The 21,652-nt window shown below is 43.9% G+C and carries 19 protein-coding genes and 1 pseudogene; 7 read left to right on the forward strand and 13 right to left on the reverse strand.

Annotation, left to right across the window (positions count from 1 at the left end):
* Nucleotides 1-45: 45 nt before the first annotated feature.
* From ACE01T_RS03740 to ACE01T_RS03750, 3 genes are all read left to right on the forward strand, one after another.
* Complete coding sequence (locus ACE01T_RS03740; protein ID WP_395518768.1) at nt 46-708, forward strand: elongation factor P hydroxylase; 663 nt, start codon at nt 46-48, stop codon at nt 706-708.
* A gap of 84 nt (nt 709-792) precedes the next feature.
* Entirely contained in the window at nt 793-1,410 is a 618-nt protein-coding gene (locus ACE01T_RS03745; protein WP_086196072.1) for an L-threonylcarbamoyladenylate synthase, read from the forward strand.
* Between the two features lie 49 nt (nt 1,411-1,459).
* Nucleotides 1,460-1,747 (forward strand): hypothetical protein, encoded by a 288-nt coding sequence (locus ACE01T_RS03750; RefSeq protein WP_180042500.1) that lies wholly within the window; start codon nt 1,460-1,462, stop codon nt 1,745-1,747.
* Between the two features lie 11 nt (nt 1,748-1,758).
* Here the strand turns inward: ACE01T_RS03750 and ACE01T_RS03755 are convergent, their stop codons facing one another.
* Entirely contained in the window at nt 1,759-2,475 is a 717-nt protein-coding gene (locus ACE01T_RS03755; RefSeq protein WP_180042501.1) for a GNAT family N-acetyltransferase, read from the reverse strand.
* Between the two features lie 378 nt (nt 2,476-2,853).
* Here ACE01T_RS03755 and ACE01T_RS03760 point away from each other — a divergent pair, with 378 nt between their 5' ends.
* The 3 genes and pseudogenes from ACE01T_RS03760 to rluB form a co-directional block, all read left to right on the forward strand.
* A complete protein-coding gene (locus ACE01T_RS03760) occupies nt 2,854-3,648 on the forward strand; it encodes a segregation and condensation protein A (protein ID WP_395518769.1) in 795 nt (264 codons plus the stop codon).
* Complete coding sequence (scpB, locus tag ACE01T_RS03765; protein WP_395518770.1) at nt 3,648-4,235, forward strand: SMC-Scp complex subunit ScpB; 588 nt, start codon at nt 3,648-3,650, stop codon at nt 4,233-4,235. Before ACE01T_RS03760 ends, scpB begins: the two co-directional genes overlap by 1 nt.
* Before the next feature lie 41 nt (nt 4,236-4,276).
* Nucleotides 4,277-5,131 (forward strand): annotated as a pseudogene (gene rluB / locus ACE01T_RS03770) (23S rRNA pseudouridine(2605) synthase RluB); the annotation flags it as partial.
* A 399-nt stretch (nt 5,132-5,530) separates the two neighbouring features.
* Here rluB and bioD read toward each other — a convergent pair.
* The 5 genes from bioD to ACE01T_RS03795 all read right to left on the reverse strand — a co-directional run bounded on the left by bioD (nt 5,531) and on the right by ACE01T_RS03795 (nt 10,247).
* Nucleotides 5,531-6,175, reverse strand: a complete 645-nt coding sequence (gene bioD, locus ACE01T_RS03775; protein ID WP_395518771.1) for a dethiobiotin synthase — start codon at nt 6,173-6,175, stop codon at nt 5,531-5,533.
* Nucleotides 6,172-6,942: a malonyl-ACP O-methyltransferase BioC gene (gene bioC, locus ACE01T_RS03780; protein ID WP_395518772.1), complete on the reverse strand. Its 771-nt coding sequence runs from the start codon at nt 6,940-6,942 to the stop codon at nt 6,172-6,174. The genes bioD and bioC overlap by 4 nt, the downstream gene beginning before the upstream one ends.
* A 9-nt stretch (nt 6,943-6,951) precedes the next feature.
* Nucleotides 6,952-8,139, reverse strand: coding sequence for an 8-amino-7-oxononanoate synthase (locus ACE01T_RS03785; protein ID WP_395518773.1), 1,188 nt, complete (start codon nt 8,137-8,139; stop codon nt 6,952-6,954).
* Nucleotides 8,136-9,431, reverse strand: a complete 1,296-nt coding sequence (gene bioA / locus ACE01T_RS03790; RefSeq protein WP_395518774.1) for an adenosylmethionine--8-amino-7-oxononanoate transaminase — start codon at nt 9,429-9,431, stop codon at nt 8,136-8,138. Before bioA ends, ACE01T_RS03785 begins: the two co-directional genes overlap by 4 nt.
* Before the next feature lie 84 nt (nt 9,432-9,515).
* Entirely contained in the window at nt 9,516-10,247 is a 732-nt protein-coding gene (locus tag ACE01T_RS03795) for an alpha/beta hydrolase family protein (protein WP_395518775.1), read from the reverse strand.
* 327 nt (nt 10,248-10,574) lie between these two features.
* Between ACE01T_RS03795 and ACE01T_RS03800 the strand changes: the two genes are divergently transcribed.
* A complete protein-coding gene (locus ACE01T_RS03800; protein ID WP_395518776.1) occupies nt 10,575-11,144 on the forward strand; it encodes a peroxiredoxin in 570 nt (189 codons plus the stop codon).
* 83 nt (nt 11,145-11,227) lie between these two features.
* On the opposite strand, the gene ftn is transcribed toward ACE01T_RS03800, so the two are convergent.
* The 7 genes from ftn to ACE01T_RS03835 form a co-directional block, all read right to left on the reverse strand.
* Entirely contained in the window at nt 11,228-11,692 is a 465-nt protein-coding gene (ftn, locus tag ACE01T_RS03805) for a heteropolymeric bacterioferritin subunit Ftn (RefSeq protein WP_395518777.1), read from the reverse strand.
* Between the two features lie 403 nt (nt 11,693-12,095).
* Nucleotides 12,096-13,070, reverse strand: a complete 975-nt coding sequence (gene rlmF, locus ACE01T_RS03810; RefSeq protein WP_395518778.1) for a 23S rRNA (adenine(1618)-N(6))-methyltransferase RlmF — start codon at nt 13,068-13,070, stop codon at nt 12,096-12,098.
* Nucleotides 13,071-13,239: 169 nt separating this feature from the next.
* Nucleotides 13,240-15,279 (reverse strand): NAD-dependent DNA ligase LigA, encoded by a 2,040-nt coding sequence (gene ligA / locus ACE01T_RS03815; protein ID WP_395518779.1) that lies wholly within the window; start codon nt 15,277-15,279, stop codon nt 13,240-13,242.
* Between the two features lie 91 nt (nt 15,280-15,370).
* Nucleotides 15,371-16,321, reverse strand: a complete 951-nt coding sequence (locus tag ACE01T_RS03820; RefSeq protein WP_180042512.1) for a cell division protein ZipA C-terminal FtsZ-binding domain-containing protein — start codon at nt 16,319-16,321, stop codon at nt 15,371-15,373.
* A gap of 1 nt (nt 16,322) precedes the next feature.
* Complete coding sequence (smc, locus tag ACE01T_RS03825) at nt 16,323-19,775, reverse strand: chromosome segregation protein SMC (RefSeq protein ID WP_395518783.1); 3,453 nt, start codon at nt 19,773-19,775, stop codon at nt 16,323-16,325.
* A gap of 10 nt (nt 19,776-19,785) precedes the next feature.
* Nucleotides 19,786-20,481: a GntR family transcriptional regulator gene (locus tag ACE01T_RS03830; RefSeq protein ID WP_086196089.1), complete on the reverse strand. Its 696-nt coding sequence runs from the start codon at nt 20,479-20,481 to the stop codon at nt 19,786-19,788.
* A gap of 360 nt (nt 20,482-20,841) precedes the next feature.
* Entirely contained in the window at nt 20,842-21,651 is an 810-nt protein-coding gene (locus ACE01T_RS03835; protein WP_180081995.1) for a sulfite exporter TauE/SafE family protein, read from the reverse strand.
* Between the last annotated feature and the right edge of the window lies 1 nt (nt 21,652).

A 21,652-nucleotide genomic window follows, 5' to 3' on the forward strand; every position in this document is an offset into this window, starting at 1 on the left:
ACAATTTTGTACTTATTTAGACAGATCAATTGGGTAATACAAGTCATGCATCAGTTGCAGCCGCAACCTGAAGTCACCACTTCATTACAGTTAACTACTTATTCAACCTCAAGTTCTGCTGTTTCTATCGACCCTGTGCAACGCTCACCCTGGGCCAGTTTGCAAACTGAAGTTCAACAAGTTGATTGGCTTATACTACACTTTAATCACTGGTTTTCCCACTTAAATGTGTGTTTGGTCAAAGGCGATTTTGAACCTGAATATTTTCCGGCAACCGAAGATGCGCCTGCCCGCATTCAATTTGCCCATGGTTTCTTTAATAGTGCCTTGCATGAAATCAGTCACTGGACTATTGCGGGTGAGCAAAGACGCTTGCTCCCCGACCTGGGTTACTGGTATGCCCCAGATGGTCGCACAGCAGAACAGCAGGCTTTATTTGAGCAGGTCGAAATCAAGCCTCAAGCGATTGAATGGATGTTTGCACAAGCTTTTGGTCGTAAATTCCGTGTATCTCTGGATAACCTGACCGGTGACGGCGGTGACGGCAGCACCTTTAAAGATAATGTCTTTGCTCAAGTACAACGTTATTTTTCCGGTGAAGCCAAGTTGCCGCATGATGCTGCACATTTTATTGCCTGTATCTGTGCCTGTACCCGGGGTGGCAAAACATTACAAAGTGACGAGTTTCAACGTGACATGCTGGATTAATTTACACAAAATCATCAAAGCCTGATTGCAAGACTTTGTAAATTCAACAGATAATGACTAATAGCAAGTCAGGGGAGAATAAATATGCTGCATTTAAGAATACATCCTGATAATCCTCAACCACGTTTGATCAGCCAAGCGGTAGAACGTATTCGTGCCGGTGATGTGGTTGTTTACCCGACCGATGCTGCCTATGCCATTGGGTGCCAGATCGGAAATAAAAATGCCATGGAACGCATTGCCCAGATTCGTGGTCTCGGTCCAAAGCATCAATATGCCATTCTTTGTTGTGACCTGTCTGATATTGCGACCTATGCCAAAGTCGACAATGCCATGTATCGTCTGCTAAAAAACAATACACCGGCAATCACCACTTTTATTCTGCCGGCAACCAGTGAAGTCCCTAAACGACTGATGCATCCAAAAAAGAAAACCATTGGTTTGCGCGTACCAAGCAACCGTGTGTGCCAAATGTTGCTTAAGGAATTGGGTGAGCCATTGTTAACCAGCACCCTGATTCTTCCCGGTCAGGATGAACCTTTAGATGACCCTTATGACATTGAGCAACAGCTGGAAAAGCGTATTGATGTATTTATTGATAGCGGATTCGGCACCTTAAGCACCACCAGTGTTGTAGATTTATCCGGTGACAATCCTGAAGTGATCCGTCGCGGTATGGGTGATGTCAGCGCGTTTGAATAAGCACGGTTAAGATTAAAGGGAATGTTCAGGATCAAGGAGTAGTGCGAGAATGGATCTGTTTTATGTGCTGCTCAACTATCATGATTTTGAGGTAAATAGCCGCATTTATGCGGAAATGCCCTGGACACTTGAGTCTAAAGTGAAAATTATGAAGGCAGATGCTGAGCAAACCCCTTCTGCGATAATCGACAACACCTATGCATTTTTCCTGGAAGTTGTCGTTATTCAAAAATTATCCAGCCTCGATCAAACTCAAAATTTATGCATCCGAGACAGTGCGCAACGAATCATCGAATTCGCGCTCAAGTTATCGACATCCACCGCAACAGATCATTAAGCACAGTAAAGTTAAAGAACATCACGCAAGCGCATTTTTTGTTGCCCATTCTGATCAAAATTATCTGCCCTTAACCAGGCCAGATAGGCTTTTTCCAGCTCAGGCCACTCTTGATCCAGAATTGAAAACCAGGCGGTATTGCGGTTACGACCTTTGGCAATACGGTCTTGGCGAAAAGTGCCTTCATAATGAAAGCCAAAGCGCAAGGCTGCGCGTTTAGAGGGCAGATTTAAGTCATCACACTTCCATTCCACACGGCGAAAACCCTGCTCAAAACACGCCTTTAATAATAAATAGATGACTTCTGTCGATGCTGTAGACTGTTTCAGTTGATGTGAAAAATAAACATTGCCGATTTCAATAACCTGATCGGCGGAACGCTGGTTCAGCAAGCCTACCCATCCTACAATTGCATGATTGGCTTCTACCAGATAATGAACTGAATTTTTGAAATTAAAGTTATTTTCAAGAGCAGTTTGCAATTCCGCTGCATTTTCAAAACCCGAATAAGGTAAATAAGTCCAGCAGCTGCGATCTATTTCACCATTTACACATTGCCAAACTTGCTTCAGCTGATCTTCACTCATGGTTGCTGAAGATAAGACATGCAGGGTGGCATATTTACCATAAAGGGTATCGGCTAAAAAATGGGTCGGCAAAGGATGAGATACGGGAACTCCAATAAACTGCCCATATTCATTTTCTTGTACTTTTTCATGATCTTTCATGACATCGGGGATCTCTTTTTTATTGGCATTCATATTGCCGAAAAATTTTGCTTTATTCTATATTCAGAATCTTCTTTTATTCTATTCACAATATGAGGCCTAATGCTATGCCCCATTTTTTCATACAAATCCAAAATCCAATCGGTTCGGTCAAAAAAATTAAAACCATACTCCCCTATGCATTTCACCTCATCAAGCCAGTTAAAAACCTTACTGAATTTCAGGTTTTTTTGTATTTGTTGACTTAACTAATTTATTTGAAGTCAAATTTCCATTACACTAGCACTTACTAATTTACGTGCTTTTTCTTTCGATGCGAGATCGAGGCAAAAGCATCATCCTGCATGCCTTTGAAAATTCGCGTGGCCTAAAACTGCAATGAATCAACCTATCCATAATCCTATGGAGCCAAGCTCACATATCCGTGTTATGGATGAGTGGCAAGATACGATTCCAGAGGATTTATATATTCCTCCTGCTGCATTTGAAATTCTGCTAGAGCATTTCGAAGGTCCACTCGACTTCCTGATTTACCTGATTCAAAAAAACGGTTTTGACTTATTACAACTGGATATCGCTCCCATTGCCGCGCAGTATCTATCTTATATGGATGCCATGAAGTCGCTGAATATTGAGCTGACGGCAGATTATATGGTGATGGCTGCCTTATTGGCCGATCTTAAATCACGACTGCTGTTGCCAAAACCAAGCTCCAGCGTTATTGTTGAAAAAGACCCCAAACAGCAACTGATTGACCGGCTGGAAACCTATTTACGGGTCAAACAGGCGGCAGAATGTTTAGGACAAATGTCTGTTCTGGAACGCGATACCTTCCCGGCCAATATTAGTCTGGGTCAGGTTGTACAAATCAATGAAGGTTATGATGTCAGCCAGTTACGTGATGCGCTGTTTTGCGTATTCAATCGCCCAGAACCGGTTACCCATCAAATTCAGCAAGAACTAGTGTTGCTTGAAGAGCGCATCGCCTTTATTGAAAGCCGTTTACAGTCCGGTGAAGTGCTGCATTTTGAAGCCCTGCTTAAACCCAGCCAGGGGCGCATGGGCATGGTGGTTACATTTATGGCCATTTTAGAACTCACACGGCAACAAAAAGTAGCTATTATTGCCAGCGGTATTGAAGCACCACTTGCAATTCAAGGAGTAGCTGCATAATGGATCATCAGACAACATCTCTATCTGTTGCCGAGAATCAACATGAAGTGCTGATGCAACTGGAAGCCATTATTTTTGCAAGTGAAACAGCTGTTTCACTTGCACGTTTGAAAGAAGCATTCCAAAATCAATATAATAAACAGGAATTGCGTCAGTTGTTACAACAGCTCGCCATGCTACAACATGGTAGATCGATTGAACTGGTAGAAACCGCACAAGGGTTCCGTTTCCAGGTTCGGGCTAAATATCGCAATATCATTACCCAGGTGTGGCCGGAACGACCAACTCGTTTATCACCCACCCTGCTCGAAACCCTTGCTGTGATTGCTTATCACCAACCAGTAACCCGGGCAGATATTGAACAGATTCGTGGAGTTTCAAACAATAGTCAGATCTTAAGATCATTGTTTGACTGGAACTGGATTAAAGAATACGGCTTCAGAGAACTACCGGGAAGACCCGCGTTGTTAGTTACAACGCCACAATTTTTAAATGCTTTTGGTCTGACATCTTTAGGCCAATTGCCTCCCCTGCAGGATGCCAAGGAAGCTTTTATGGTGCTCGATGCTCACGCAGCGAAGTCATAGATAGGTGAACTGTTGATGATAATTTCTAAGGTTATGCTGTCATGAGTGAAAAATTACAAAAGGTGCTTGCACGCGTAGGTTTGGGTTCTCGCCGTTATATGGAAGAAGTCATTGCCGCTGGTCGTGTCAGTATCAATGGACGTGTTGCCCAAGTGGGTGAACGCATTGAACCAGGTGATGAGCTTCGCATCGATGGTCGTAAAGTCCAATTCCAGATTGAAGACGAAATCCGTCGTCGCGTTCTGATTTACTACAAACCCGAAGGTGAAATTTGCTCACGCAATGATCCTGAACAACGTCCTACCGTTTTTGAACAACTGCCTGCAATTGCCAATGATCGCTGGGTGATGGTCGGCCGTCTGGATATTAACTCAACCGGTCTTTTACTGTTCACGAATGATGGTGAATTAGCTAACCGCCTCATGCATCCATCAAATGAAATTGAACGTGAATATGCAGTTCGTGTGATGGGTGAAGTGACACCACAAATCAAAAACAACATGCTTCAGGGCGTAGTTTTAGATGATGGTCCGGCGAAATTCGAATCCTTCTCTGAAATTGGTGGTGACGGCATCAACCGCTGGTATCAGGTGGTAGTTAAAGAAGGTCGTAACCGTGAAGTGCGCCGTATTTTTGAATCACAAGGTCTAAAAGTCAGCCGCCTGCTGCGTACCCGTTATGGTACCGTGATTTTACCGCGTGAACTTCGTACCGGTCGCTGGATGGAACTGGATAAAGCCGACATCGACAACCTGACCAAATCTGTAGAGTTGAAGCCACGTCAAGGTACAGGCCTGTTTGGTATGGCAAAACGCCGTACCGAGCGTATGCAAGAAAAACCAATGGCAGCACGTCGTGGCGGTTATTTGCGTCAGCAACGCCGTGATAGCGAAGAAGGTGAAAACCAAAGCCCAATGACCTATGCACAGCGTGATCGTCGTGAAAACCAGAATGGTCATGCACAACGTCGTGACAATACTGGCAATCTTTATGCACGTCGTGACGGCAATAATGGCAGCGGTTTTGCCCAACGCGGTGAACGTCGTCAGGATGGCAATCCAAACACTTACGCTCAACGTGAACCACGTCAAGGCAACAGCTATGCACAGCGTGAAAACCGACCTGAAAACTTTGGCAATCAAGCGACATATGCCCAGCGTGAACGTCGTGATGAAAATGCACCACGTAAACCATTTGGTAAAAAAAGCTTTAAGAAGTTTTAATTTTTAAAACTTTCCTTTAAAAAGCCACTCAATAGAGTGGCTTTTTTTATATCCTTCTCTTTTAAGCAAGAGTTAGGATAAAACAGGAATATCAATCCACTGTGCATTTGGGAAATGTATCGCCAGATAGCCTTTCAGATAATCCGAAGTATCTCTGGAAATCAGCTGGTCCTGTGATTCGTCATTCAGGTTATAGGCCAAAGCATAAAGTTCCAGACCACGACTTTTCAAGGCTTCCAGACTGAGCAAGGTATGATTGATACTACCCAAACGACCAGAACTCACCAGAATGACAGGGAATTTCTGTTCAGCAATATAATCAATCGTTAACAATTCTGTGGTTAAAGGCACCATTAAACCGCCCGCACCTTCCAGTAACACTACTTCATATTTTTCAGTTAATTGCCGGGTCGCATCGGCAATTTTCTGGAAGTCGATTTCACGGCCATCAATTTTAGTCGCCAAATGTGGCGAAGCCGGATAAGTAAAAATTTCCGGCATGGTGAGTTTGCTTTCATCTTCCAGAAACCAGCCCATCTGCATCATTTTACGGTGCTGTTCAATATCTTCAGAAATATCGGTATTGCCGGTTTGCACCAGTTTTTGGGTGATGGTTTTCTTGCCCTGCTCATTCCATAACTTCGCCAGATAGCCTGTGGTATAGGTCTTGCCAATACCGGTATCGATGCCACTGATAAAATAAACGGGGGATGTCATGGCTTACTCCGTGCAATGCAATAAATAGGATGATAGCTCAGCTGATAATGGTGCTGACCAGATTGATCCAGCTCTGAAAATTGCTGATAGTCCTGATAAAACTGCTGTAAAGACTGTTTGGTCCAACGATGCTGTGCGGCGGTTGCAGTCACCCCGGTGGCCTTTAAATGTTGCAGCACAGCTTTAGGATGGGAAAAATTCAGTATTTCCAGACTCTCGGAAAGATGTAGAATTTCAAAACCCTGTTTAAGCAGGTTGTGCTGAATCTCATCAAGAGTCAGATAATTCAGTCCTTGCCCAGTCAGAGCCTTAATTTCTTGCAAATTCTGCTGACCGAAAGTGGAAAAACACAAATAGCCGTTTTCGATAAGCGCCGCTGCACTTTTTTTAAAGATCGAATCGATATCACCCACCCATTGCAACGCCGAACTCGAAGCGATCAGATCAAGGGATTGCGGAAAATCCAGTTGTTCCACATCACCAATCAGCCACTCCAAATTTTCCTTAGCTTGAAAATGCTGCTGAACTTCAGAATACAGATCATTTAAAAACACATGCTTTATTTCCAAATTTTGCATCAGCAAATGGCTTAAATTGCCTGAGCCACAACCGATTTCAAAAACACGGTTCAGGCTGTTACTTGGCAAATATTGCTGCATCAATTGCAGTAACTGTTGGCAAATCTGTTTTTGTACGATGGCATGTTCAGCATAGCTTTGTCCTGCCTTGGCAAAACGCTGTGCAACTTGAGACTTATTAATATTCACGGCTACAACTCACAGCAATGCCACCAGCTGTTCAAGGTCAGCCTGATTGACTTGAGAAGTCAGTGAAATACGTAATCTTGAACTGTGTTTCGGTACTGTAGGTGGACGCACCGGCATGATATAAAATCCGGCCTGCTGTAGCTGCCGGGCTTTTTCCACCGTCTTTTGTGACTCGCCAATAATCACCGGCACAATATGTGAAGTCGAAGGACAATCAAAACCTTTGGCCTGTACTGACTGTTGCAGATTTTGACTGATCTGTTGCAGATGCTGACGTTGCTGTTGTAAGCCTAAAACTTTCTGGAAAATAAAATCAGTCCACGCCATACACATGGGTGGCTGTGCGGTACTGAAAATCAGTGGACGCATGGAATTAATCAGATACTCCCGGATGATGGGATGGCAAATCAGATAACCACCGACCGATGCCAGTGCTTTCCCGAAAGTCCCAACCAGCAGGTCAATCTCATCAATCACCGCATATTGTTCTGCACAGCCCAAGCCTTGCTCGCCACGCACACCAATGGCATGTGCTTCATCAACATACAGCATCACTTTAGAAAATTGCTGTTTGATCCGAACCAGCTCAGCCAGATCGGTTTCATCGCCATCCATACTAAAAATGGATTCCGTGACCACAATAATGTGATCAAAAGCCTCATCTGTATGATATTGCTGTAAAAGCTGTTGCAGATGATTCAGGTCATTGTGCCGATAGCGTACATATTTTGCAGAGGATAAACGGATACCGTCAATCATGCTGGCATGCACCAGTTTGTCGGCCAGAATCAGGGTCTTACTGTCGCTTAAAGCTGGCAGAATCCCGATATTCATGTGATAGCCACTGTTAAATAACAGCGCAGCTCGTCCATGAAAAGCCTGACTCAAACTGGCTTCTAGCTGTTCATATTCAGGAAAGTTTCCGGTTAACAGTCGTGAAGAAGATGAACTCATGACACGAAGTTCATTCGGTGTTTCATCAAAAAACTGTTCACGCAAAGTTAAGTCTGCTGCCAATCCCAAATAATCATTGGAAGACAGGTTAAGCATCGAATGACCCTGGATTTCAATCATTCGGCCTTGCTGGACATTAGAGGTAAATTGCCGCAAATTGCCCTGCTGTTTGAGTTCGTCCAGCTTGCTTGCATAATCATTTAACAAAGGGGCATTTAACAGCTGGTTATTTAACAATTTCATGCGGATACCTCTTGCATCTGCTCCACCACATTCACTAATTGTTCCAGCAATATATTCAATTGTTGTTCAGTAATCACATACGGCGGCATCACATAGACCAGTTTACCAAATGGACGTATCCAGATGCCTCGCTTAACAAACTGTTGTTGCAAGCTTTTCATATCCACATTAAATGTCAGCTCCACCACACCAATCGCGCCCAGCACCCGCACATCCTGCACATAATCCAGTGCTGATAGGGGTTGCAGATGGTGTTGCAACTGTTGCTCGATGCTCTGAATATTGGCTTGCCAATCCTGAGCCAATAAAACCTCGGTACTTTTCACAGCCACTGCACAGGCCAGTGGATTGGCCATAAAGGTGGGACCATGCATGAATACGCCTGCCTCGCCACGGCTAATGGTTTCCGCCACATACTTGCTGGTTAAGGTGGCCGAAAGCGTCATATAGCCGCCAGTCAAGCCCTTGCCGATGCACATGATATCCGGCTCAACGCCGGCATGTTCCCAGGCAAACAATTTGCCAGTACGACCAAAACCGGTGGCAATTTCATCAAAAATCAGCAGCACTTTATATTGTTCACACAGCAATTTGGCCTGACGCAAATATTCAGGATGATAAAAACGCATCCCGCCCGCACCCTGCACAATCGGTTCCAGAATTAAAGCAGCAATGCTGGCATGGTGCTGTTTTAAGACCTGTTCCAATTCTGCAATATCATCCTGATTCCATTCATCATCAAAGCCGACCTGTGGGGCTGCAACAAAGAAACGGTTAGGTAAACTGGAACCAAAAATCTGATGCATGCCTGTGACCGGATCACAAACTGACATGGCATTCCAGGTATCGCCATGATAGCCAGAACGCGGTGTAATAAAATTGGTTTTCTGACTTTCACCTTGTGCAGTCCAAAACTGCACCGCCATTTTTAATGCCACTTCTACCGCAACAGATCCAGAGTCAGCATAGAAAATTTTATCCAGACTGGGCGGGGTAATTTTTAACAACAGTCTGCCAAGTTCAATTGCAGGATCATGAGTCAAACCACCAAACATGATATGCGACATCTTGTGTAATTGATCTGTCACGGCCTGATTCAGTTCAGGATGGTTATAGCCATGGATGGCACACCACCAAGAAGACATGCCATCAATCAGTTGCCGTCCATCTTCCAGCTCGATAATGGCACCATGCGCCTGTTTTACCTTAAAGGTCGGCAATGGATCGGTCATGGAGGTATAAGGATGCCAGATATGCGCAAGATCAAAGTCTTGGTCGTTTAATTCGGTCATCCCTTACTCCTGCAGACGCTTGAAAATCAATTTTTCATGATCTTAAACCTGCATGAACTAAAAATAAATTGCGAGATAAACCAGTTATCCGCTTGTTTGTTCTATTTTCTTTAAAAATTGGCAGATTTTGCCAGTTATCAGTTCAGCTTCAAATAAGGGAAAGCCATGTGACCCGCTGATCAGCTCTGTTTCCAGAAACTTTGCATTGAATTTATGAAAATTTCTTTGAACTTTGTAACTAACTAAAAAATCCTGTTTTGCAAACATATGATATTGATGACCTGGGTAATTCCTCAAGATATCGACATTATTTAAATACTCAAGGCATAATAGTCCTTGTCTTAAAGTTTCAATCGATTGTGCCTGAATCAAACTTTGTAAAGTGATGAAGTCAGCTTTTGTGGTTACTGTGCCTTGACACACCATATAGCCAAACTTTTTTAAAGTGGAAATAGCATCTTGCTCAAATGACTGTTTGAACTGCTGAAAGGTCAGCTGATCCATTGCCATTGGCCATGTATCGTTTGCTACGAAACAGGGATTGGAACCTAAAGTAATCAATACTTTTTCCTGTCCATGCTGCTTTTGAACCTGATCGACCAACACTGTAGCTAACTGCCCCCCCAAAGACCAGCCGGCAATCACATCAAACTGATGCGCCAGTTCCACTTTCTGCTGTAGAACCTGTTCATCTAAAGCATTAAAAATGTTGCAAAGTTCAACCTCATGTCCTTGTGCCGCCAAAGCCTGTTTTAATGGATCAAGCAGTTGGGTTCCACCGCCCCAGCCCGTGATGAGTAAAATACGTTGATTCAAGGTAAGCTCTAAAAAAACTAAATCATTTGAACAGTATAAAACCTCTGTCTCAATTCTCGCAGCAGCATTTCAAAATTCATTCATAATCCACTATCGTGAATGGCGACAAGGGAGTCGTTGTTGCTGAAGGATGATATGAATATCCCTTTTTGACCAACAGCGGGGTTTTGTTATTTTTGATCCATCAAAGGTAAATATGCAATCACAGGTAATTTTTAAAGAATTTCGTTCATAAGAAACTTTGAAATCATTGCAAACCTACACTGCACCATCTCATCAGCAAATTTGCTAAGATTAATGCAGACATTAATTATAAAAGTATACGTCATGAAAACTTCAAAACTGCTGCAAATCAGCTTGATATCCATATCAGCATTCAATGCTTTCACGGTTCCTGCCTATGCCGAAAATTCGATTTTCACTTCTCAGAAAAACACTGAAAAACAATGGGTCGGAAAAGCGGCACCTGCATTTAAATTGCAGGATCAAAATGGTCAATGGCATTCCTTGAGCCAGTACAAAGGCAAATGGGTGGTGTTATATTTCTATCCTAAAGACAACTCTCCCGGCTGTACCCAGGAAGCCAATCAATTTAAAGCGCTCTATCCACAATTTTTAAAAAACAATGCCATGGTTTTGGGGGTGAGTCTGGATGATGTCAAATCCCATCAAAAATTTTCAGAAAAGTTAGGCTTAGCTTTTCCTCTTTTAGCAGATCACAAACACCAATTATCGAATCAATTGGGTATTGTGCGTAATCTGGGCATTATCCAAATTGCCAAACGGGAAAGCTTTCTGATTGATCCTCAAGGCACCATTGTTTACCACTATAGCAGTGTGAATACGCAAACTCATGCGGCTCAGGTCCTGGCGGATATCCGGAAATTTTCTCAATAGCACGTCATTGCCTATCTCAATCATAAATTTAAACAAATAAAAAAGCCCGACTCAGGTCAGGCTTTATATTTCAACATTTAAACTTACATTTGCGATTGAATATAGTTTTGCAAACCAATCAATTCAATCAAACGAATCTGTTTTTCTAACCAGTAAGTATGATCTTCTTCCGTATCCGACATTTGCTGACGAAGCATATCACGGCTCACATAATCACCTTTCTCTTCACACAATTTCACGCCTTGTGCCAATTTTTCACGTACATGATATTCGAGTTTTAAATCTGCTTTTAAACAGCTCAGCACATCTTCACCAGTTTCGATGTCATCGCGGTTCATATTCGGTGTACCTTCTAAAAACAATACACGGCGAATAAGCGCATCGGCATGAGCAGCTTCTTCCTGCATTTCATGGTCGATCCGTTCAAAAATCTTGTTTAACCCCCAATCTTCATACATACGAGAGTGGATCAGGTATTGGTCGCGAGCAGCCAGTTCGCCACCGATCAACATATTTAAATAATCTACGACTTCTGGATTACCACGCATTTTTATAACTCCCTACCTTTATGGGCTTATTATGGAGAAAATCATCTGGATTTGCAAAATAAAATTTCAGTAAATATATGATTTTTAAACAATTAAAATGAGAAACACTTACATTTACAGTTTTAGTTGAATAAATTCCCATTTATAAAACAATGTCTTGCACTCAGTACTCAGCTTAGATGAACAAGATCAAAGTACTTTTATAATGTATTGGTTTTTTGTAACTAGATTCAAAATCATTGTGGCATATATTCATTGAACTATATGCGTATCAAATCAGAAACGCTGAGTGCATCGGCATCAGGTTATTATATATAAGCAAAATTGAGCTTGTTCATTGGTATAAGCAGGCCAAATCTTAGTCATGCACCGACACGCTCACTCATCCTCAGCGAAAATAGGCTTAAGCTGAAGTCCAACGTGCATTTCTCCATGCTTGTTGTTGCTTTAAATCTAAAAAAGTCCAAGCGACAAAACGACTTTCTTTTTGCCCCTGCGTCATTTTAATGGTTTTCACATCCACTGCTCCGCTCTTACGCAACGCATTTAAAAGCACAGGCAATGTTGTTTTCTTGGAAACCAGTGTGCTAAACCAAAGACATTGCTCAGCAAACTGTATGCTCTCTTGTACCATTTGGCAGACAAAGCGTTCTTCACCACCGTCACACCAGAGTTCATTTTTTTGACCACCAAAGTTTAACACCACCTTCGTCCGATCAACCGGCTTGCCAAGTTTTCTTAATTTTTGAGTTGCTGTGGCATTTGCTTCATCTTGCGAGGCATGAAATGGCGGGTTACACATCGTCAAATCAAAATGATCTGTGGGTTTAATCACACCTTTGAAAATATTGCTTGAGTTCTTCTGCAATCGAATCTGAATCCCTTTTCGCAAATTTGGATTCGCCTCCACAATGAATTGAGCACTTTTAAAGGATGTAGAATGAATGTCTGAGCCGACAAATTTCCAACCATAGCTACGATGACCAATGATCGGATAAATACAGTTTGCTCCCACTCCAATATCCAACACTTGAACGGCATGCCCTGTTGGAATCTGACCTTTATTATTGGCACTCAACAAGTCAGCCAAATAGTGGATATAGTCAGCTCTACCCGGAATAGGCGGACAAAGAAAATCTTGAGGAATATCCCAATATTGAATGCCATAAAAATGTTTCAGCAATGCTTTATTGAGCATTTTCACAGCCTGTGGATCAGAAAAATCGACTGAAAGATCGTTATATTTATTTGAGCTAACAAAAGGTGCAAGTTCCGGACAAGTCTGCATTAACTGAGGAAAATCGTAACGACTGCGATGCAGATTTCGTGCATGTAATTGCGATTTTTGTTGCGGAAAAGTTTTCTTTGCTTGCGCCATGTGTATGCCAATAATCAACGGGAGAACAGAATCATCTGATAAGACAGGCTCAATACCTGTCAATAGATCGATATTGTACGTGAATTCAGCTCATCATGACGATCCCAACCCAATCAAGCCATAAAAAAGACATCCGAGGATGTCTTTTTTAATTCATGCTTAAGATCGATTAAGCAGGAAGTTGACCATGCTCTTTCATCAAAGCAATAAACTGTTCTTCGTTGATCACAGCGACACCGAGTTTTTCTGCCTTATCCAGCTTGGAACCGGCTTTCTCACCGGCAACCACACATTTGGTTTTACTCGACACACTGCCGCTGACCCGAGCGCCTAAGGCTTGGAGTAACTGTGTCGCTTCATCACGGCCCATGCTGCTGAGCGTACCCGTCACCACCCAGCTTTCGCCATTCAGCGGCTGACGTATCGGTGCAACTGGAGCATCCCAGTGAATTCCCGCTTCGAGCAAACGCTTGACCACTTCCAGATTATGCGGTGCCTGAAAGAAATCGATAATCCATTCAGCGGTAATCTCCCCGACATCCGGGGTTTTCTTCAAGGCTTCAATATCAGCATTTTGCAGAGCTTCAAAAGTCTGGAAAGTATTGGCCAGCATACGTGCAGTGGTTTCTCCCACGCCACGAATCCCCAAAGCATAAATGAAGGAAGCCAGTGTGGTTTTCTTGCTGTTTTCAATTGCATCAAACAGGTTTTGTACCGATTTTTCACCCATTTTATCAATGTTTAAAAGCTGTTCACGATGTTGGTGCAAGCAGTAAATATCCGCCACATTTTTGAGCAGGTCGAGATGGAGTAAACATTCCACCCAGCGATCGCCCAGACCTTCAATATCCATGGCCTTACGCGAAACAAAGTGGCGAATGGCTTCAATTCGCTGGGCTGCGCAGTACAAACCGCCAGAACAGCGTGCCAATGCCTCGCCTTCAGGCATCACCACCGGCGAATCACAAACAGGACAATTTTCCGGTAAATGAACCTCTACTGCCTCATCCGGGCGGAATTCCGGCCAGACTTTTTCCACTTTCGGAATCACGTCACCGCTACGGTATACGCTGACGGTATCGCCAATTCGGACATCTAAACGGTGGATTTCGCCAATATTATGCAGGGTGACATTGGACACCGTGACCCCACCGACCGCGACAGGGTTTAAACGTGCAACCGGGGTTAAAGTTCCGGTACGCCCCACTTGCCAGTCAATATTTTCTACCGTGGTTAAAGCCGCTACCGCCGGGAATTTATAGGCGGTTGCCCAACGGGGTTCACGGCTCAAAAAACCGAGCTGTTTTTGCTGTTTTAAGTCATCGACCTTGATGACCAGACCATCAATTTCAACACTTAAATCGGCACGTTCTGCATTGATTTTTTCATAGGCTTTTTGTACATCCTGAATCGTGTCACAAATAAAATGACTTTCCCCTATGGTAAAACCAAACTGGGTTAACCATTCCAGACTGGCATACATGGTGGTCTGGCCATGATGAGGTTCGCACTGTGCTATACCATAGGCATAAAAGGCCAGTGGACGTGAGGCTGCAACATTAGGATCGAGCTGGCGCAGACTGCCTGCCGCTGCATTACGCGGGTTGGCAAAGGTCTTTTCGCTTTTGGCTTCATTTTCGGCATTCAGCTTTTCAAAACCAGCTTTAGGAATCAGCACTTCACCACGCACTTCAAGCAGTGTCGGTACCTGAACCTGTGCAGAGCTTAGAACTTTCGGCAAGTTACGGATGGTTTTGACATTATGGGTAATATCTTCACCGGTTTCGCCATCACCACGGGTCACCCCCCGAACCAGCACGCCATTTTCATACCATAGGGAAATGGCCAGGCCATCGAATTTCAGTTCGACATCATACTGAATTTTCTGGTTTGGTAACCGTTCTTCGATACGGCGGGCAAAAGCGAACAATTCTTCCTGGTTAAAGACATTACCCAATGACAGCATCGGCACGGCATGGGTCACGCTGGCAAATTTAGTAAGCGCTTTGCCACCCACTTTATTGGTCGGAGTATCCGCCTGTATATATTCGGGATATTTTTCTTCTAAAGCCTTGAGCTGATGAAAGAGCTGATCATATTCACTATCTTCAATGCTGGGTTGATCCATCACATAATAGGCATGGTTATGCTTGGCTAAAATTTGAATCAATTGACGCATTTGCGCTTTGATAGTTGAATCTTCGGTCATATCTACACCATAAAAAAGGGCGGTCTATTTCCGCCCTTCATAACTATTTGATCTACTCGCTATTATAGAAATCGAGTCCGTCAGTTTCAAACTAAACTTCTGTGCTTTGACCTGCACGGTAATCAATCGCGAAATGACGCCATTGTTCACGTAATTGCGGCGTAAATTCCTGATTGTTCTGATCATACACGGTGCCGTCAATTTCACGGGCAATCAGGCGTGAAATGCTGTCCATAGTATCAAAGGCATTCTGTACATCACTGTGTGGCAATGCCAGGAAGAAAGCCAAGCCTTTCACTTGCTCAGTAGATAAAGTTTCCAGATCAAAACCGGCTGCACCTTCGTCAGTAATCTGCAACACTGAGAAGAGTAACTTGCTGCCATCTTCAGTATAACGATGGAAACAGGCCATTTCACCAAAACGCAGGCCATACTTTAGCAAGACTTTTAAGGTTTTTTCCCCGGAAAGCACCCGACGTTCCGGATAAATATTCAAGGCAATAAATTCGGCTGCAGTCGATAAGGCACTGGCTTCATCCACGCGTTGCTGTTCATGCAAGTGCTCATCCAGAATGCTGCTTTCATCTTCAAAGTCTGAAATTTCGGCTTTTTCAATGCTGCTGTTCAGGTTAAATTCATCTGCTTTTTTATCTTCACCTTGTTGAGCCTGTTCTGAGCTGGCTTCAGATTTTACTTCTTCTACAGCGGTAGCATCTGCTTTCAACTCCGCCTGAGCGGGTGCTGCTGCCTGTTCAACCTGAGCGGTTTCAACCTTTTCTGCTTGCGCTTCTGCCTGCTGAGCTGCCGGAAGCTGTTCAGCCGCCGTTTCAGTTAAAGTGGGTTCAACACGTTCGGCTTCTTTTGCACTTTGTAGTTGATCACGCACATGACGAGGAATGACCGGTTGCTGGCTGTCAGAATTGACATGAAGTTCCGAATCTAGTGACGGTGCTGCATCCCCAGGTTTTTTAAACAATAATCTTAAACCGAATAGCATAATGATGATGGCGATAACTATGCCAACAATCGTAGTGACTTCCATACTATGACTCCGCAACTAAACCGTATTCTTTTGCCTGTTCCAAATCGACAGTGACTAATTTTGAGGTGCCCGGTTCTGGCATGGTAACACCTAACAAATCGGTTGCCATCGTCATTGCAACTTTATTATGGGTAATGTAAATGAATTGCACCTGTTCAGAAAGTTCTTTTACCAGGTTACAAAACCGTCCCACATTGGCATCGTCCAAAGGTGCATCGACCTCATCCAGTACACAGAACGGTGCCGGATTTAAACGGAAGATGGCAAACACCAATGCCAATGCTGTTAATGCTTTTTCACCACCAGAGAGTAAGGCCAGAGAACTGTTCCGTTTACCCGGTGGACGCGCCATTAGTTTTACACCCGATTGCCAGTCATCTTCAAGGCTTAAACTGGCTTCACCGCCATTAAATACTTTCGGGAACAGGTCTTGCAGTTCATGATTGACCTGATCAAAGGTGGTCATAAACAATTTGCGGGTTTCCTGATCAATACTCTTCATGGCATCCTGTAACTGATCGACTGTTTTTTCCAGGTCTTCAATCTGATGACTCAGTTCTTCAAAGCGACTGGAGACTTCCTCATATTCTTCAGAAGCCGCCAGATTCACCGCACCCAGTTTTTCAAACTGCTGCTGTGCTCTTTCCAGGGTTTGTTGATGGCTGGCAATATCAATACTCAGCCCGGTGAGCATTTCACTATTCATCTCTTTTAACTGTTCAGAATAGTGCTGCCAGTCAGACTTGGCTGCTTGCCAGGCCAGTCGCTTTTCTTCCAGTTGAGTACGCAGCTTTTCATCTTGCTGCTGATGCTGATGACGCTGTTCGGTCAGGTGCTGCTGTTTTTCTTGAACACTGTTCAGTTCAGCCTGCCATTCATTCCAGGTCTTTTGCAACTTCTCGGTAATGTGTGCCTGCTCACTGAATTGAGATTCCAGTGCTGGTAATTCCAGCTGCACCGGATCAACAAACTTTTTCGCCTGCTCCATTTGCGCAATAATCTGCTGATACTGTGCTTTTGAGAATGAAGCATCTTTTTCCAGCAATTCAATTTGCTGTCGGGTTTGCGTGGCCTGACGACGTAACAGTTCGAGCTCCTGTTGCGCTTGCTGCCAGGTGTGCTGGGTATTTTCCAGCTGCTCGGTCAGTTCCTCAACCTGGAATTGCAGGGTTTTATAATTCGGTAAAGCCTGTTCCAGTTTCAGGTTTAAGGCATGCAGATCAATTTCCAGATCATCTTTCTGCATGGCATCCTCTTCCAGCTGCTCATCCAGCTGTTGCAACTGACTGGCCAATTGCTGTTTCTGAAGCGAAAAAGCCTGATCCGTACTTTGTACTTTGGCAACATTGACATCCAACTGCTGCAACGCTTTTTGCTGTAGCTTTAACTGGTCTTGCTGCTCTTGAATATTTTTTTGCAACATTTGAATCTGTTTTACCAGTTCCGGCAACAGCTGTTCCGCCGTTTCAAGCTGTGGCAACTGCTGTGCCAATGCTGTTTCAATTTCTTCCAAACGGATACGGTGACTCAGTGCCCCTTGTCCTGCCTGACTGGCTTCATCGTAAAACAGACCGATCACCCAATCTTGAGCCACCTGATAACCATCCAGCGTCAAGATAGACTGACCAATACCCAATTGAGACTGTAAAGCCAAAGCCTGATGAAGATTGTCTGCAACGGCCACCTGCTGCCAGATGGAATGCTGCGGCGATTCAATCCATTCGGCCAGACACGGTAAACTGGCCAGCTGAATCTGCCCTTTTGCCACCTGAACTTTCAGCTGACGGGCAATACTTTCCGTGAAATCAGCATTAGCATCTAATACTTGTGCAGAGAGCCATTTCGCCAGGAATTTTTCAATCAGATGGGCATGGTCTTTGGCCTGATCTTTGAGCTTCAACACCTGCATCAACTGCACGGCATCGCTCTGGACTTTCGGACTGTTCTTGATCAGCAACTGATGGAGATTTTTCTGTTCCGACTGCAACACCTGAATCGCAGACTTCAAACTTGAAACATCATTTTTCTGCTGCGCATATTGTGCTTGCACTGACTCTAATGTTTGTTTCTGCGTTTGAATGGCTTGTTCCAGCTGTTCAATCTGCTGAGACAGTTGAACTTTTTCACTTTCCAGCTGTTCAATATCCTCCAGCTGGTGCTGATTTTGAATTTGTGCGGCTTGTTGTTGCAAGGTCTGTTTTTGCTGTTCAATCCGGGCAATATTTTTGGCCAACTGCTCACTTTGCACCAGCATCTGCAGTTTTTGCTGCTGCTGTTTTTCAACCTGAGCTTTGACCAGTTCAAATTGCTGTTGTACCTGTTGCTGTTGTGCTTTCAAATCCCCCAGACTTTGACTCTGGTCTTGTCCCTGGCTTTCTTGCTGCTGTAATTGTTCAGTCTGCTGTTCATGCTGGGCTTGCAAAGTTTCAATTTGTAATTCAATCAGTTGCAGCCGTTCTTTGGTCTGTAGTTTTTGCTGTTCCAGCTGACTTAAGGTTGTCGTATTCTGCTGGAACAAGGATTGCTTCTGTTCCAGCGTCATTTTCAGTTCAGCCAGTTTTTTCTCGGCCTGTTGCCATTCATTTTGCAGTGGCGTGGACTGCTGAATCAGGCGCTGAAATAATTCACTGGTTGCAGTCAAATCATGTTCCAAAGTAGTCAATTCGGAACGCACCAGCTTGAAGGTTTCGCCCAGCTCATTCATCTGCACAGTATATTCTTGCTGTAAGCGGCTGCTTTGCTCACATTGAAATGACAGCACTTCCACTTTTATGGTGCGAATCCGGGTTTCCAGTTCTTTATATTGAATGGCGGTTTCGGATTGACGTTTCAGGGTTTTCAGCTGGGATTTCAGTTCCGCGGCAATATCTTCAAGGCGGGATAAATTTTGCGTGGTGTGATCCAGATGCAATAGAGTTTCACGGCGACGTGCCTGATAACGGGAAACTCCGGCAGCTTCCTCAATAAACACCCGCATTTCTTCAGGTTTGGCATCGACCAGACGGTTAATCATGCCCTGTTCAATGATCGCGTAAGAGCGCGGACCCAAACCGGTTCCCAAGAAAATGTCGGTGATGTCACGACGACGGCATTTGGTGCCATTTAAAAAATATTCGGACTTGCCATCACGGTTGACCTGACGACGTACAGCCAATTCGTTATAGGCATTATAAGCGCCACCGAGCTTGCCATAGGTATTGTCAAAACGCAGTTCGACACTGGCTACACCGACAGGTTTTCGTTTCGCAGTTCCGGTAAAAATCACATCCTGCATGCTGCCGCCACGCAGCTGGCGCGCACTGGACTCTCCCATTACCCAGCGTATGGCATCAATCACATTGGATTTACCACAACCGTTGGGTCCCACCACAGCGGTACGATTTGCCTTGAAATGTAAAGTTGTACTGTCGGCAAAAGATTTAAAGCCGGAAAGTTTTAAGCTGCTTAAACGCATAATGTCCTGATCAACGTCGTGAACGTCTTGCCCATGCAAGTTCGATTTGTTTCATCCGTGTCAGAGATTCCAACACAAGGTTACGCAAGTGTCGACAAAAATCATCCATAAATAAAGTAGCTTGTTGTGATTTTCGGATCAAAACTGCATCAGTCACCAGCTTAAATAATTCAAATGATTCCTGCAGTTCGCGATGCGAGATATTTAAGGTTAAAAAATAGCTGCGGCGCAGTGACGGTAACAGTTCCTGGTAGACTTTCATTAAATAAGGATTGCCGACCATTTCATGCTGACGAGACAAGCCCTGAAAGATTAAATCATAAAATTTTTCAGTATGGCCGTGACGGGTTTCTTCCTGCAACTGTTGCAATAATGCCTGAATGCTTTCGGCTTCATGCGGACGCCAGGTTTCGGCCATGCGTTGCACGATTTGCCCACACAGCAATGCACACATTTCAAACAGGGCACGTACCTGCTGGGCAGACATTTCCGAGACAATCGCCCCACGACGGGGATAAATTTCGATTAATTGGGTACGCTCCAGCAGCAGTAAGGCTTCACGCACCGAACCACGACTGACATCCAGTTCAGAGGAAATGCGCAATTCTTGAATGCGTTCCCCCTCTACCAGTTCACCGCGAATGATTTGCTCACTAATATGCCTGGCAATCTGCTCGGACAAACTGTCCTTTTCTTGTTCTTGCATACTGTTCCTATCTTGTTTTTATAAGATGCAATCAAAAAAATTGGATAAACCCTGTGGATAAATCCTGATTGTTACTTGCTTTTTTACTTGATTTTAATTGCAAAAAATATGACATTGTCAGACAATTTTCAAGTCGATAAAGCCAATATCAGTTTGTGATCAGTAGATCGGATAAAACTGTCTATTTCTGCCAAATATCCTACTCTAGACTCACTTCAACCTAAGTGATTCATTTAAATTATAAAATAAAACTTATTCTTAGTTCAGTACATCCCTAGAAAAACTGCAGGATAAGTGATCTCAAGGTGCGTATGCAAAAACCATAGCACACCTTTTCATCTCTTTTATATGGTTTTTAAATTAAAAAAAGGCTGAAAAACCTTGATAAATAAAATACGAACCGACAGTTGCTAACAGGCAGGAAAAACATCTTTTCAGCATGGCTGGCGATAGTTTATGCGCCACTTTTGCACCTAATTTAGCCGTCATAAAACTCATGACACTAATACCAATAAAGGCATAGATATGCACATAGCCAATACTATGCGGTATTTCAGTTTCGGTATTGGAACCAAACCACATAAAGCCTAACGCACCAGCAATAGCAATCGGCAAGCCGCCTGCAGCTGAGGTGGCCACCGCTTTCTGGATCACCACACCATGACGGCTTAAATATGGCACGGTCAAGCTACCACCACCAATACCGAATATGGCAGAGGCAATCCCAATTCCGCCACCTGCCAGAATCTGCATGGCTCTGGAAGGTAAATGATGATTCGGGTCCACCGCTTTGCTTGCACCATTAAACATGGTATATGCCACCCAAAGGGCAAAAAAGCCGATTAATAATTGCAAGCCCTGACCCGACATATAGTCCGCAATACCGGCTCCTAAAAATGCCCCTAAAGCCAGTCCCGGCGCTAAATTACGAAATACATCCCACATCACTGCGCCTCTTTTATGGTGCGCTGTGACCGAGCTGATGGAAGTGACAATAATGGTCGCTAAAGATGTACCCACAGCCAGATGCATAATCACCGATGGATCATAATGTAACTGGGTAAATACAATATAAAGAATGGGAACAATAATCAGGCCGCCACCAACACCAAACAGCCCGGCAGCAAAGCCCGCCATTGCACCAATCAATAAATATATGATTAACTCCATT

It is taken from the genome of Acinetobacter uliginosus, from assembly GCF_044130295.1.
In the GTDB taxonomy this organism is placed as follows: Bacteria; Pseudomonadota; Gammaproteobacteria; order Pseudomonadales; family Moraxellaceae; genus Acinetobacter.

Excerpts from the sequence above, each read along its gene's own strand:
- ACE01T_RS03740 (WP_395518768.1), top strand. The coding sequence starts at position 46 with ATGCATCAGTTGCAGCCGCAACCTGAAGTCACCACTTCATTACAGTTA.
- ACE01T_RS03745 (WP_086196072.1), top strand. The coding sequence starts at position 793 with ATGCTGCATTTAAGAATACATCCTGATAATCCTCAACCACGTTTGATC.
- ACE01T_RS03750 (WP_180042500.1), top strand. The coding sequence starts at position 1,460 with ATGGATCTGTTTTATGTGCTGCTCAACTATCATGATTTTGAGGTAAAT.
- ACE01T_RS03755 (WP_180042501.1), bottom strand. The coding sequence starts at position 2,475 with ATGAAAGATCATGAAAAAGTACAAGAAAATGAATATGGGCAGTTTATT.
- ACE01T_RS03760 (WP_395518769.1), top strand. The coding sequence starts at position 2,854 with ATGAATCAACCTATCCATAATCCTATGGAGCCAAGCTCACATATCCGT.
- scpB (WP_395518770.1), top strand. The coding sequence starts at position 3,648 with ATGGATCATCAGACAACATCTCTATCTGTTGCCGAGAATCAACATGAA.
- bioD (WP_395518771.1), bottom strand. The coding sequence starts at position 6,175 with ATGACATCCCCCGTTTATTTTATCAGTGGCATCGATACCGGTATTGGC.
- ACE01T_RS03785 (WP_395518773.1), bottom strand. The coding sequence starts at position 8,139 with ATGAAATTGTTAAATAACCAGCTGTTAAATGCCCCTTTGTTAAATGAT.
- bioA (WP_395518774.1), bottom strand. The coding sequence starts at position 9,431 with ATGACCGAATTAAACGACCAAGACTTTGATCTTGCGCATATCTGGCAT.
- ACE01T_RS03800 (WP_395518776.1), top strand. The coding sequence starts at position 10,575 with ATGAAAACTTCAAAACTGCTGCAAATCAGCTTGATATCCATATCAGCA.
- ftn (WP_395518777.1), bottom strand. The coding sequence starts at position 11,692 with ATGCGTGGTAATCCAGAAGTCGTAGATTATTTAAATATGTTGATCGGT.
- rlmF (WP_395518778.1), bottom strand. The coding sequence starts at position 13,070 with ATGGCGCAAGCAAAGAAAACTTTTCCGCAACAAAAATCGCAATTACAT.
- ligA (WP_395518779.1), bottom strand. The coding sequence starts at position 15,279 with ATGACCGAAGATTCAACTATCAAAGCGCAAATGCGTCAATTGATTCAA.
- ACE01T_RS03820 (WP_180042512.1), bottom strand. The coding sequence starts at position 16,321 with ATGGAAGTCACTACGATTGTTGGCATAGTTATCGCCATCATCATTATG.
- smc (WP_395518783.1), bottom strand. The coding sequence starts at position 19,775 with ATGCGTTTAAGCAGCTTAAAACTTTCCGGCTTTAAATCTTTTGCCGAC.
- ACE01T_RS03830 (WP_086196089.1), bottom strand. The coding sequence starts at position 20,481 with ATGCAAGAACAAGAAAAGGACAGTTTGTCCGAGCAGATTGCCAGGCAT.
- ACE01T_RS03835 (WP_180081995.1), bottom strand. The coding sequence starts at position 21,651 with ATGGAGTTAATCATATATTTATTGATTGGTGCAATGGCGGGCTTTGCT.